General features: G+C 68.8%; 10 protein-coding genes. 3 read left to right on the top strand and 7 right to left on the bottom strand.

Going from position 1 to position 13,116, the window contains the following annotated elements; all coding sequences use genetic code 11:
• Window positions 1–22: 22 nt before the first annotated feature.
• The 3 genes from ACE37B_RS12320 to ACE37B_RS12330 are packed head-to-tail and all read right to left on the bottom strand — an operon-like array spanning window position 23 to window position 2,452.
• A complete protein-coding gene (locus ACE37B_RS12320) occupies window positions 23–1,603 on the bottom strand; it encodes a class I adenylate-forming enzyme family protein (RefSeq protein ID WP_409923609.1) in 1,581 nt (526 codons plus the stop codon).
• Window positions 1,600–1,782: a hypothetical protein gene (locus ACE37B_RS12325; protein ID WP_409923610.1), complete on the bottom strand. Its 183-nt coding sequence runs from the start codon at window positions 1,780–1,782 to the stop codon at window positions 1,600–1,602. Before ACE37B_RS12325 ends, ACE37B_RS12320 begins: the two co-directional genes overlap by 4 nt.
• Window positions 1,783–1,840: 58 nt before the next feature.
• On the bottom strand, window positions 1,841–2,452 hold the full coding sequence (locus tag ACE37B_RS12330; RefSeq protein WP_409923611.1) for a TetR/AcrR family transcriptional regulator: 612 nt from the start codon (window positions 2,450–2,452) through the stop codon (window positions 1,841–1,843).
• A 384-nt stretch (window positions 2,453–2,836) separates the two neighbouring features.
• Here ACE37B_RS12330 and ACE37B_RS12335 point away from each other — a divergent pair, with 384 nt between their 5' ends.
• Window positions 2,837–6,274: a PKD domain-containing protein gene (locus ACE37B_RS12335; RefSeq protein ID WP_409923612.1), complete on the top strand. Its 3,438-nt coding sequence runs from the start codon at window positions 2,837–2,839 to the stop codon at window positions 6,272–6,274.
• 35 nt (window positions 6,275–6,309) lie between these two features.
• Here ACE37B_RS12335 and ACE37B_RS12340 read toward each other — a convergent pair whose 3' ends face one another.
• The gene (locus tag ACE37B_RS12340; protein ID WP_409923613.1) at window positions 6,310–6,489 is read right to left on the bottom strand and encodes a hypothetical protein; all 180 of its coding nucleotides are present in this window, start codon (window positions 6,487–6,489) and stop codon (window positions 6,310–6,312) included.
• Window positions 6,490–6,856: 367 nt separating this feature from the next.
• On the opposite strand from ACE37B_RS12340, the gene ACE37B_RS12345 reads away from it, so the two are divergent.
• Window positions 6,857–7,756, top strand: a complete 900-nt coding sequence (locus tag ACE37B_RS12345; RefSeq protein WP_409923614.1) for a nitroreductase family protein — start codon at window positions 6,857–6,859, stop codon at window positions 7,754–7,756.
• A 16-nt stretch (window positions 7,757–7,772) separates the two neighbouring features.
• Here the strand turns inward: ACE37B_RS12345 and ACE37B_RS12350 are convergent, their stop codons facing one another.
• The 3 genes from ACE37B_RS12350 to ACE37B_RS12360 are packed head-to-tail and all read right to left on the bottom strand — an operon-like array spanning window position 7,773 to window position 9,941.
• Window positions 7,773–8,963, bottom strand: a complete 1,191-nt coding sequence (locus tag ACE37B_RS12350) for an alpha/beta hydrolase family esterase (RefSeq protein WP_409923615.1) — start codon at window positions 8,961–8,963, stop codon at window positions 7,773–7,775.
• Window positions 8,960–9,598, bottom strand: coding sequence for a TetR/AcrR family transcriptional regulator (locus tag ACE37B_RS12355; protein ID WP_409923616.1), 639 nt, complete (start codon window positions 9,596–9,598; stop codon window positions 8,960–8,962). The genes ACE37B_RS12350 and ACE37B_RS12355 overlap by 4 nt, the downstream gene beginning before the upstream one ends.
• Before the next feature lie 10 nt (window positions 9,599–9,608).
• Window positions 9,609–9,941 (bottom strand): hypothetical protein, encoded by a 333-nt coding sequence (locus tag ACE37B_RS12360; RefSeq protein WP_409923617.1) that lies wholly within the window; start codon window positions 9,939–9,941, stop codon window positions 9,609–9,611.
• A 282-nt stretch (window positions 9,942–10,223) separates the two neighbouring features.
• Here ACE37B_RS12360 and ACE37B_RS12365 point away from each other — a divergent pair, with 282 nt between their 5' ends.
• Window positions 10,224–13,100: a BTAD domain-containing putative transcriptional regulator gene (locus tag ACE37B_RS12365; protein ID WP_409923618.1), complete on the top strand. Its 2,877-nt coding sequence runs from the start codon at window positions 10,224–10,226 to the stop codon at window positions 13,098–13,100.
• The last annotated feature ends 16 nt before the right edge of the window (window positions 13,101–13,116 follow it).

Consider the following 13,116-nt stretch of genomic DNA (forward strand, 5'->3'; position numbering starts at 1 on the left):
CTGCTCCAGGTGGATCGATCGTTCAGGTGGGTCGTTGCCACGAGGCGTCGGTGCGCAACTCCTTGCGCAGCACCTTCCCGGTGGCGTTCCGGGGGAGGGTGTCCACGACGTGCACTGCGGTCGGGCACTTGTAGTGGGCGAGCCGGTCGCGTGCGAACGCGATGACGTCGTCGGGATCGAGATCGCGGCCGGGTTCGGGAACGATCGCGGCGACGGGGGTCTCGCCCCATCGGTCGTGTGGCACGCCGATCACGGCGACGTGTGCGACGTCGGGGTGGGCTTGGATCACGTTCTCGACCTCGACCGGATACACGTTCTCGCCGCCGGAGATGATCATGTCGTTCAGCCGGTCGCGCAGCTCGACGTAGCCGTCGGCGTCCATCACGGCGACGTCGCCGGTTCGGAACCAGCCGTCGCCGACGAGCACCTCGGCGGTCTGCTCCGCACGGTTCCAGTAGCCGGACATGATCCGTTCCGATCGCGCCCACAGCTCGCCCGGCTCGCCCGGCTCGACGTCGACGCCCGTCGTCGGTTCGACGACTCGGAGCTCGACGCCCGGCCTCGCCGTTCCACACGTGCGCAGACGTGACGGGTCGCCTCCGTCGGCCAGCGCGGCCCGATGATCGTCGGCGGTGAGCAGGGTGAGCACGCCGGTGGTCTCGGTCAGCCCGTAGGGCTGCATCACCGCGCAGTCGAGGCGATCGAGGACCGTCGCGAGCACCGACTCGCTGATCGGCGCCGCACCGTACGACACCGTGCGAAGCGTGCGGAGATCGGCTGCGGGGAACTCCGGCGCGTCGACCAGGGCCTGGAGCATCACCGAGGCGAGGATGATGTGGGTGAGGCCGTGGGTCTCGATGTCACGCAGCGTCGCCGCAGCGCTCGCGTCGTCGGCGATCACGAGCGTTCCGCCAGCCCACAACGTCGCAGCAGCGGTGCCGATGCCGGCGATGTGGAACATCGGGAGGACCGACAGGACGCGCGAGCCACCGTCGAGCCCCCAGAAGCCAGCCGTGTCGGGCATGGCTGCGGCGAACCCTCGGTGGGTCAGGCGCGCCCCCTTCGGCACGCCGGTCGTCCCCGACGTGTAGAGCTGGACCGCGACGTCGTCGGACGAAGGTTGTACGGGCGGCACCGCGCCGGTGCCCGATGTCATCCACCGGTCGTACTCGACGGCGCCGGTGGGGACCTCGATGTCGCCCGCACCGGATCGAACCACCAGACGGGGTGGATCGACCAGTTCGCCTGCCGCGGCCGCGGCGAGCGGCACGAACATCGCGTCGCACACGAGCAGGTCGGGTGCGCTGTCGGCCAGGACGACGGCGAGCTCGCGTGGGGCGAGTCGCCAGTTGTAGTACACCCCGACCGCCCCGATCCGGGCACACCCGATGAGGAGCTCGATGGACCCGGCGCTGTTGAGACCGAGATACCCCACGTGGTCACCCGGTTCGACTTCCGAGCTCGACAGCGCGGACGCCGCGAGATCAGCCCGCCGGTCGAGCTCGTCGTAGGTGAGCCGCTCTGCGCCGTGGATCACGGCCAGCCGGTCGCGACCGACGTCGACACGAGGCGCACCGAGCGCCGCCATCGAGAACGTGGTCATCGTACGTCGGACCATTCTTCGCGGAACTCGCCGAGCTCGCTGGTGAGTCGATCGCGGCGCAGACGCTTGGCCTGCATCGCAGCGATCGTCCGCGCCCCGACGGAGCCGCCCGTGATCACCGCGGGCGGGGCCGGCGCACGCTCGACCGAGCGCAGCGGGACGAATTCAGGTGCCTGCATTCCGCCAGGCTGACAGGAAGTTGACGGGGTGTCAACTCCCTGTCGTCTCCGTGAACCGTCAATCGACGGGAACGCCGACCGCCCGGGCCCAGATGACCGCAAGCGTCCGGATCGCGACCTCCTCGTCGATCTCCTGGCCCAGCAGATATCGGCCTCGCGCCATGTCCTCGACCATCCCTCCGAGCGCGACCGCCACCGACTCGACGTCCAGGCCTGCAACGGGATCCCGCGGCCGTCGACCGAGCGCATCACTGATCGCACCGGCGAACCGCATTCGGATCTCGAGGCGCACCCCGCGGAACCTGTTGCTGGCGACCGTGGCCTGGTCGAGCACCGCGAGCAATGGCGCCCGATCGCGATAAGCGTGCATGAACTGACGGATGCTCGACGTCAGCGTTTCGAACGGAGTCGCGCCGGAAGCGAGCGCGCTCGTCGACGCGTCGAACAGACCGTCGGCGAGTTCCTCGACCAACTCGAGCAATGCGTCGTCGGCCGACGTGAAGTACGAATAGAAGGAAGCTCGCGAACCACCCGACACGCGCACGATGTCCGCCACCGTCGCACTCGAGTAGCCGACGTCCTCGAACACCCGGCGCGCCGCGTCGAGCAGTTCGCTCCGACGTCGGCGCGCCCGGTCGGTCAGGACCGGATGATCAGGTGAGCGTGCCATCCCGTCGAACCTACGCGGGTCGACGACCGGCGACGCAACACGGGCGCAGTGACGGTGTCATCCCAGCCGATACCGGCCACGTCCGGAGCCGCGGCCAGATGCTGCTGGGCGGGCACGCTCACGTCGTCGGCGACGCCTGATTCACGGGCGAACCGGCCGCCGACGTGATCGGCTTCGATGGATCGAAAGACGGCGGCGACCAGATGGTCCCGCCCCACGAGTGGGCGCGACACACCGTGGCAACGGCCTGTCGCCACGCTGATCCCCTGCGGCCACTACGTAGCTGACCACCGATGACTCGGCGACACCGATGTGGTTGCTTGGGAGCACTGGGCCCCTCCGGAAGGGTCCGAAGGCACAGAGGCGGAATCGAAGATGAACGACATGGCGCACGCTCGTACCGACGAGATCAACAGGCGTCGGATCGTCCGCGCCATCGCGACGACGCTCGCCGCCGCAATGGCGTTCACCGTCGTCACCACGGGTGGGCCGTCGGTCCCGATCGCAGTGGCCGACACGATCCCCATCGACCCGACGCCCATCGAGTGCGACCCGGCCGACTTCCCGGATCTCCCCTTCGATCCGTGTGAGGTCCTCGGCGGTGGAGGAACCCCGGCCGAGCTTCCCCCGGCCTGCACCGGGACCTTCGCAACCGATGCCCGCCGAAATGACCGGGCGGTCGTCGTGCAGAAGTTCAACCTGTCCAATCCCTCCGGCGGACCGGACGTGACCATCAGCGGTGTCCCGGTCTGCCTGCTGGAGCAGAACGTGATCGCCGAGATCACCGAAGAACGCGGCGTCGAACTGAACGCCGAGGAACGAGATGAGATCCTTGCCTTCGGTCGCGACGAGGTCCGGACGCGCCTGTTCATGAAACTGATCGCGATCCAGGAGCGAGTGAACGCTGGCGAGACCGTGTCGGCGCTCGAGCGAGGCGCACTCACCTGGGCACAGACACTCAACCTCGCCACACAGCGAGCGATCGCCCAGGCAGCCGTTGATGAGTATGCGAAGTGGAAGGCGGCGCCGTGCGACTACGAGCCGCCCGCACCACATCAGTACGTTCCCGACTTCGACCCCGGTTGCACCGGCGGCCTCGCCGGCGTCTTCACCTCCGTGACACCTCCGAGCTACACCGAGTTCGCCGCGTACGGCTACGCGGCGTACACCGGTGAACTGCAGCTCGGCTCCACCATCGCCTCCGGCGAGATGTCAGCCTCCCTCACAGCCGGCCTGGCAGCAGCGCTCGTCGGGGCCGGAGTCTTCGGTAGCGCCGTCGGCACCTTCAGCATCGCCTTCCCGTTCGTCACCGCCCTCAAGGCGCTCGTGTTCGTCGCGAAGAGCGTCGGGACCGCGAGTCTGGGTGGTGGCTTCGCCGTGCTTCCGGTCATCGTCATCGCGCTCACGGTGGCCACGATCATTCGAGCCGTTCAGGTCTTCGAGCAGGCGGCGATCGAGGGTCAGCTCAACGACGACCTGGCCGCCGCCAACGCCTCGACGGGCGAACTCGACATCGCCAGGTTCCTCCCGACGTTCGCAGAGGCCACCACACCTCGTTTCGCACCGACCTCCGAGGTCCGCACCTCCTCCACACCGGATCCGACCCTGAACGCGCCGTACTTCGTGACCACACAGGAAGGAACCTCCACCCTGAGCCAGGAGATCACGTTCTCGTCCGGCGGCGAGACCTTCGCGGCCTGGCTGTCGGACGGGTGGTGGGTGGTCGAACCGCTGTCGGCGACCGGCGAGCGCACGCTGTTGCCGTACTTGACCCTGCACGACACCGACGGCAACCCCGAACAGTTCATCAGCTTCGTCGACGGCCGCATCGGCGTGGTCGACCTGACGACCGACGAACCGGACTACGGCATCACCGACTCGTTCTCCGCAACCGCACCACGGCGGTCATCACCGACCAACCCGTCGAACCTCGTGACCGGCACGTTCCGATTGGCCGGACCGCTCGTGGTCGAACTCCCAGCGTCGATCACGGTCGACGAGGGCGAGACGGCGACCTTCGCCGGCATCGCTTCGTCTGCCGAATCCGTCGACATCGAGGTGACCGGCGGGCCGACTCCCATCGCGCTCTCGACGCCGACCGACGCCCGCACCAGCGCCTTCAGCACCGCCCGGCAGTTCACCGACGACGGAAGCTTCAGCGTCAGGATCACGCCGGTCGCCGGTGGCGCGATCGGCCCGGCGAACACCCTCCCGCTGACCGTGCGCAATGTCGCTCCGACGATCGACTCGACCTCGATGACGATCAACGGTTTCGCCTTCGGCACGGTGGCCGCCGAGACCGGCGACACGATCGCGCTCTCCGTCGACTTCGCCGACGCCCCGGGAGCGATCGAGCACCACACGGTCACCGTCGACTGGGGTGACGGCACCTCGTCGTCGATCACCGGAACGCCGGGAGGGACCAACCGACTCACCCACGTGTATGCGGTGAGCGGCGAACAGACAATCGACATCGAGGTGTCCGACGGCACCGACGCCACGACGACGAGCCGGACGCTCGACGTGATCAACCGCCCGAGAGTGGTCGGTCTGAGCATCCCCGGCGGCGGGATCGAGGGTGTCCCGGTGACGATCAGCGGCCAGATCGTGGGGACGGTGCTGGCCGAGTCGGGTATCCAGATCACCGTCGGGGGCCAGACGACGAGCTACCCCGTGTCGCCGCTGACCGGTGAGTTCTCGATCGATCTCGTCTTCCCCGACGAGACCTTCGAGATCATCGACGTCGAGGCGTTCGGCGAATCGGGCCAGCTGAGCAACTCGACCGGACTCGATCTCTTCATCCTGAACGCGGTACCGACGATCGGCGACGTCTCCGTCCTGCGTGTTGCGGGCGCCGGCCCGATCTTCGCGGGCGAAGAGGCCGAACTCGCGCTCGACTTCTCCGACACGGGCGTCGTCGACACCCACACCGTGACCGTGTCGTGGGGCGACGGCACCTCGGAGATCGTGCCGGTCACCAACACCGGTATCGCGACGAGGCGCCCGTCCGCCGTCCACATCTGGACGACGCCGGGCACCTACACCGTCGACATCGAGGTCCGTGACGACTCGGGCGCCGCGGTCGACACCTCGGTCGAGGTCGAGATCGTCGACCCGATCACCACCACGACCACCACGACCACCACCACCACCACGACGACCACCACACCGCCGAGCACCGACGCATCGACCACCACGACGACCGACCCATCGACGACCACCGCGGGACCGACGACGACCGACCCATCGACAACCACCGCGGGACCGACGACGACCGACCCATCGACGACGACCGCGGGGCCGACCACGACGGCGCCCGGCCCGACGATCAGGGTGTCATCGTCGCAGCCGATGACACCGAACCGAACCATCGATCTCACCGTCGAGACGCCGCAGATCCAAGCAGGGCGCACCTATCGCGGCATCGTCCGGTCGACGCCGTTCGAGGTCGGCCCGACGCTTGCCACGGTCGACGGATCGATCACCTTCACCGGGGTCGTCCTCCCGGCCGACTGGGACGCCGGCGAGCACACGGTCACCCTCATCGACGTCACGTCGAACGCGACCGAAGCGGTCGTTACGTTCACGGTCGACGACGACGGAATCGTCGTGGCAGCCGCACCGGGAGCGATCCCGATCGCCGCGCCGATCACCACGCCGTCCGCGCCCGCCGCGCCCACGCCGACGCCGGTCGGTTCGCTCCCGAGCACCGGCGGCGAGTCATTGCCCGTCACGACGGTCGCGATGCTGCTGCTCCTCCTCGGGATCGCGCTCGCAGCCGCCGCTCGCCGCCGCACGACCCGTGGGGTCCGCATCAGCTGAGCCCGTCCACGACGCCGTCGTTCAGGCGCCGTCGTTCAGGCGCGGGCGGCGAGGCGTTGGCGCTTGGCTTCGTACTCATCGCTGCTGAGCATGTCGGCTCGGCGCAGCGCGGTGATCGCCTCGATCAACACGTCGGCCTCGAGGTCGCGCTCGCGCGCGAACGCGTCGGGCCGGTGGACCGAACGACGGATGGTGGCGTCGGTGGGAGCAGGCACGCAGATGTATCGGCAGAGCGTGCTCGATCTTGACCGAGATCACTTCGTCGATCGAGCAGCCACACAGATCGCGTTGCCACACGTAGCGGAGCGGCAGGGTCGCCGCGCCCGGTGACGGCGGGTGCGCTCGTTCGCGAAACCCGCCGCGCATTCCTCGCTCAGGCAGTCCTCCAACCCGCACGCCAGGCCGACCCGGTGCCGCTCGGCCTGCCGACGAAGCACCCACTCCGGATCGTGCAGCGCTTTCACCGAGTCCGACGCCGATCCCGAACTCGGCATTGCGGCGACCCGACCGAGGCCCCGCTGAGGGCAACGTCGACGACGGCCCGATGTCGGCCGTGCCGGGCGGGCCCGCGACACTGGGGTGATGGAGTTCGAACCGGGGACCGACCGCTACGTCGAAGTCGTCGACCACGCGTTGACCACCACCCGCGCCGTGCGCATGCGCCTCGACCTGGAGCGACCGGTCGACGACCAGGTCCTGCTCGACTGCATCGACGTCGCCGAGCAGGCGCCCACCGGCGGCAACATGGGCAGCCGCCGATGGATGATCATCCGGGACCAGGCCACCAAGGACCGGCTCGCGGAGCTCTACCTCGCGGCCGGCGGCAGTTGGGTGATCGAGACGGCCGAGCGGCTGGAGGGCACCGACCATCCCAACGCCCGGATGATGCAGGGAGCGAAGCGGCTCGCCGAGAGCATCGCGTCGATGCCGGCGCTCGTGATCCCGACGATCATCGGCCGCCACGACGGCAGCGGCCGGCCCGGCCTGTTCGACTCGGTCATCCAGTCGGGATGGAGCTTCATGGTCGCCCTGCGCAGCCGCGGGCTCGGCACGGTCTGGACCACGATGTACCTCGGTCAGGCCGATGCGGTGGCCGAGCTGCTCGAACTGCCCGACGACGTCACCCAGATCTGCCTGTTCCCCGTCGCCTACACCAAGGGCGTCGACTTCTCGCCGTCGCACCGGCGCCGCCCGGCCCGCGACATCACCTACTTCGACCGGTTCGGCCGGATCCGGCCGTCCGCCGACGACCCGAGCGTCGTCGAGGTGGTCGCCGAAGCGGACGTGAAGGCGCGTCCCGAGGTGATCATCGCAGCGATCGCCGACTCCGCGCTCGCCGGCCTGCGCGTCGACGTCGAGCAGATCCCCGGCGGCAGCAGGATCCGAGCGCACGCAGCCGCCGGCAACGACCCGTCCGCTCGTCGCTCCGAACTCGTCGCCCAGCTCGCCGACGTCGTGCAACCCCTCACCCACCAGGACTGAGGCACGACACGAACGCTCAGGCGTCTCGGGTGTGCTGCTCGAAGAGCGCCCAGGCGTCGGCGGTGGCGTCGATGTCGAAGGTGCTGTAGCCCTGCAGCTCCGTCAGCTGGTCGACGACCGGCGAGTCCGGCTCGGTGAGCGGTGAGCTCGGCCAGGCGTGCCCGCCATCGACGACCTCGTGGAACACGAGCGGCACGCCGTCGTCGCAGCCGGAATAGGTGGTGGTGACGACATCGGTCGACGTCTGGACCCGCTCACCCTCGGGGTCGCAGCCCATGACCGCCGCGAACTGGGCGAACTGGTCGGGGATCGGCGTCGAGAACAGCAGCTGTGCGAAGGGTTCCGTCTCGAACCGCGTGCCGGCGAGGTCGCCGTCGAACGGCACCGTCGGGTCCTGCGTCCCGTGGATCGCCGTGAACGGCACCGCCTCGGCCGGGTCGCACGATGCCGGGTAGTAGATCGCGGCGACCGACACCGCGGCGGCAAGTCGATCGGACATCTCGCACACGAGTTGGCTGGTGAAGATGCCGCCGCCCGACATGCCCGTCGCGTACACCCTGTTCGCGTCGATGCAGTAGTCGTCGATCAGGAGGTCGAGGAGCTCGTTCGTGAACTCGATGTCGTCCTTCTCGGGGTCGTCGGTGACCAACGTCTCCCAGGAGTTGCGTTGCTGTTCGTCGGCGCTCGAGGGAACGGCGGTCGGATGCACGACGGCGAAGCCTTCGAGCTCGGCGAACTCCTCGTAGCCGGTGAAGGCGGCCTGCTGGTCGCCGTTCGATCCGAAGCCGTGGAAGTTCATCACGAGAGGGAGCTCGGAGCTGCCGTCGAAGGTCGTGGGGACGTACATCCTCACGTCGTGCTCGGCACCACCGGCATCGAGGACGAACTCGGTGACCCCGGTCGGCACCGCAGCGCAGTCGATGGATTCAGCGACCTCCTCGACCTCGGACGCCACGGTCGTCGGTGTGACGGTCGTCGGCGTGACGATCGTCGGCGGAGCCGCGGTCGTCGGCGGAGCCGCCGTCGTCGGCGCGGCGGTCGTCGGCGTGGCGGTCGTCGCTGGGGCGTCCGGGGCCTCGGTGTCGGCAACCGTGGGCGCGTCGTCGGAGCCACATGCCGAGACGAGCACGGCACCGGCGAGTACGGCGCCAGCGAGTCGCCAGCGTGAGCGCCACGGTCGGATGGCGTGGACGGGGAGCGTGGTCATGAGAGGTTCCTTCCGGTGGATGAGCCGGCGCCCGCGATCACGGCCGTGATCGCCGAGATCCAGGCTCGACGGGTCTGGGCCGAGGTCCGGCCGTGGCTGTGGCTTGACTGCTGCCAGGACTCGATCGAGGTCAGCGCGGCGATCGTCGTGACGACGTCCTCACGGTGCTCGTCGTCGAGCGGCTCGAGGTCACGTTCGAAGTAGGCCCGTACCTGATCGGCGAGCAGCGTGCGGCCCAGGTCGATCGTGGCGGCCGCATCAGGATCGGCTCCGTGGCGGCGCTGGAGCAGCCCGAGCGGGTGGAGCGTCTCGTGAAATCTGAGGCGGGAGTCGACGAAGTCGGCGGCCCGGTCCGCGGGCGAGACCGCCGACGGCTCACCGAGCTCGAACAGGTCGACGAAGCGTTCGAGCACCCGGCCCGTGGTCTCGGCACGCAGTACGTCGAGCGACTCGAAGTAGCGGAACACCGACGCTCGCGACACCCCGGCCCGTTCGGCGACGGTCTCCGGCGTCGGCGTAGGGTCGCCCTCGAGCACGAGGTCGATGAACGCGTCGATCGCCCGCAACCGCCGCCGGACGAAGTCGGCGCGCCGCGGCACCTCGTGCGCCGTCACGTTCAGGTCAGTCTCACTCACCGAACTGAGACTAGACGTCGCAGTTGAGAGCCGGGTGAGAACGGCGGAGAGGGTCGGTGCCGTCGGTCGCCGCCGTGAAGATCACCTCGGCGACCTCGTGCGGCTCCTGGTTCTCGTCCGACGCCTCCTCCTGCAACGCGGCAGCGGCCATGTCGACCAACGGCTGGTAGTCGGGAAACCCGGGGTCGTGGGTGAACACGAACGATCGACCACCGAAGTCGGTGTTCACGCCGCCCGGCTCGACCAGCTCCACCCGGATACCGAGCATGCCCAGTTCGAAGTGGAGCGCCTCGGAGAGCCCTTCGACGGCCGGTGCGGATCGCGCCGATCGGGGCGCGGTCATCGACCTCGGACCCCCAGTTCCGCCAGGCCGGTTGCCACGACCGTGTCCGAAGGGATCGTGGCGCGTGGCCGTCGCTCGCCCCGGTCGGACACGGCGACGTCGATGTCGACCGCCATCGAGGAGTCGACGCCAGCATGATCGTGGTGGGCAATCACCGGGTTCGTCGGTGCGATCGGTGTGGAGCGTCGGTCCCGGTCGTTCGTGCGAGGGGCACGGCCTCAGATCCACACAGGTGTCGAGCCTCGCTGGGCTTCGAGCCAGCACCGTGCCAAGCTCTGGCTGATGACGGGCGGGACCACCTTCGAGTTCAAGGTCTTCGGACCCCTCGAGGTGCTCCGCAACGGTGAACTCGTCGACCTGGGCGGGCCGCGCGGGAGGACGCTGCTCGCCGCACTTCTGTGCAATCGCGGCACCGTCGTGTCCATCGACCGACTGATCGAGATCGTGTGGGGATCGACCCACGCCGACCGGCACCGTGCCCTGTGGACGGCGGTGTCTCGCCTGCGGTCCGCACTCGAGCCCGCCCGGCCGAGCCGCACGGACGGCACGCTCCTGCTGACACGACCGACCGGATACTCCCTGAGTGCCGCTCCCGAGACGATCGACGCGGTTCGATTCGAACGACTCGTCGAAGCGGGCAAGACGAGCCTCGTCACGAACCCTGGGGTGGCGTCGGCGGTGCTGCGCGACGCGCTCGACCTCTGGAGGGGGCCGCCGTACGTCGAGTTCGATCACGCTGCGTTCGCCCGGCCGCACATCGCCCGGCTCCACGAGCTTCGGCTCACCGCGACCTCGCTACGAATCGACGCCGACCTCCAATGCGGACGGACCGCAGAACTCGTCCCCGAACTCGAAGCGCTGGTTCGGGAGCATCCACTTCGCGAGGACCTCGTTGCGTCGTCGATGCTGGCGCAGTATCGGTCCGGGCGCCGAGCCGACGCGCTGCGCACCTTGGCTACCCATCGACGCCAGTTGGTCGAGCGAGCCGGACTCGACCCATCTCCCACGATCCTCGACCTCGAGACTCAGATCCTGAACGACGACCCGAAGCTGCGGCCGCCGCGACCGAACCGCGAGACGCGGTCGCGCCGTACCGACAACCTTCGACCCGAACCGAACGAACTCATCGAACGTGGCGACATCGGCGACGTCGTGTCGAAGCTGCAACCACACCGAGTCGTCACCGTGCTCGGGCCGGGAGGTATCGGAAAGTCACGGTGCGCTCGAGCGGCGGCACAGCGCGCACGCGACGGCGACATCTGGACCGACGGCGTCTGGTACGTCGACGTGACCACCATCGACGAATCAGCCGGCGTGTCGAGCGTCGCGGCAGCCGTCGCAACGGTGATCGGTGCCGGACATCAGGCGACCGTGCCCTCCGCTGCGGAGATCGGCACCTACCTGAACGGCCGCAGCGTCGTGCTCGTGCTCGACAACTGTGAGCACATCCGACCTGCGGTCGCGGCCTTCGTCACCGAGGTGTTCGATCGCTGCTCGAGCGCAGCGGTGTTGGTGACATCGCGTGTCCGGCTCGGCCTCGCCTGCGAACGCCCCATCGACCTCCCGACGCTGTCGGTGGCCGAGGCCGTCGCCCTGTTCAACGCACGCACGACCGAACTCGGCTCGGGACCCTTCCCGACCGACGACGTCGAGCGACTGTGCGTCGCGCTCGACAACTATCCGCTGGCACTCGAACTCGCGGCCGCTCGCACCCGAACCCACTCGCCGAACGAAATCGTGGCCCGGCTCGTCAGCCACCCAGCGCTGGCGCAGCAACCCATCGCCGCATTGGCCGCCGAAACCGGCGAACGCCACGCCAGCCTCGACACCGCGTTGGATTGGTCGCTTGCCCAACTCGACGAGTCAGCGCTCACGACGTTGTACCGCTCGGCGGTGTTCGCCGACGATTTCGATCTCACAGCTGCAGAGTCGGTACTCGCAGACGACGCAGCGACACCGGCACGACTCCTCGACGACCTGGGCGTTCTGGTCGAGCAACACCTGCTGGTCCGCGATCAGCCGTCGGCGCGGTTCGCGCTGCTCGAGCCGATCCGACAGACCGTGTTGCGGCGCGCTCCCCTCGGCGAGTCGACCCGGCGTCGCCACGCCGAGCACTACCTGAACGAGGCGGCGCACATCGGGGCGGGCATCGTCGGCCGCGACGAGGCCCAATGGTGGAACCGTCTCCGCACAGAGCGAGCCCATCTTCGAGAGGCTGTGCGTTGGGCAAGCGAGCGCGGCGACATCTCTTCGCTCGAAGCCGCGATGGAGTGGATGCCGCTCGTGGTCATCAACGGCGGTGAGATCGGGCCGAGCGCGTGGGCCGACGACGCCCTTGCACGACTCGACGCCGATCCGACCGATGCGCCGCTCACGGCGCTCACCGCTGCGAGCGGTCACTTCACGAGCCTGCGGCTCCGCGACACCGACCGGACGATCGACCGACTCCGCAATTCATCTGACCCGCGAGTGCGCGCGATCACCGCCTATCTCGCGAGCGTTCGGCACCCTGCCGAGATGATCCGCTTCGCCGGAGAGATGGCAACACACGCTGAGCGGGCCGGCGATGAAACGCTCGCAGTGCTCGCAGCTGCGCAGGGGCGACACTCGGACGCGTTCGCGCGGGCCGACGCATACGGAAACCCGACGCTGCGTTCGCTCGCTCGGTTCTGCTCCTACGTCTCGATGTCGCCCGACGAACGTCGTCGCGGCGCTTCGGTAGCTGACGAGTGCTACGCCGCCGCCATCGCATCGAACAACGCCGTCGTGCTGAGTCAAGGGTCAGCGCTGCGCGGCAACGCCATCTGCCGCACGGGTGCGGGCCTCGACCGGGGCGCACCACTCATCCTCGATGCACTCGAATTGGTACTCCGCCAGCGAGCTGCGCAGATGTGTTGGACACTGATCGAGTCGATGGCGGGCATGCTCGCTGCCATGCGACGCGAACCGGAGACGGCGGCAGCGCTCTGGGCGGCAGTCGACGCGACTGGCTACATCCCGTCGTCACGGATCACTCGCTATCCCGAGTACCCCGAGTGGGTCGAGTCGCAGCTCACAGCGAGCGAACTCGCCCGCGCCCGCGCGCACGGCGCGAGCCTCGACCTCGACGCGGCGGCTCGGGAACTGCGCTCTGCCATCGAACGTTTCGTCGATACCTGACGACCAACGGCCTGAC

Source organism: Ilumatobacter sp., from assembly GCF_046290335.1.
Classification (GTDB): Bacteria; Actinomycetota; Acidimicrobiia; order Acidimicrobiales; family Ilumatobacteraceae; genus Ilumatobacter_A.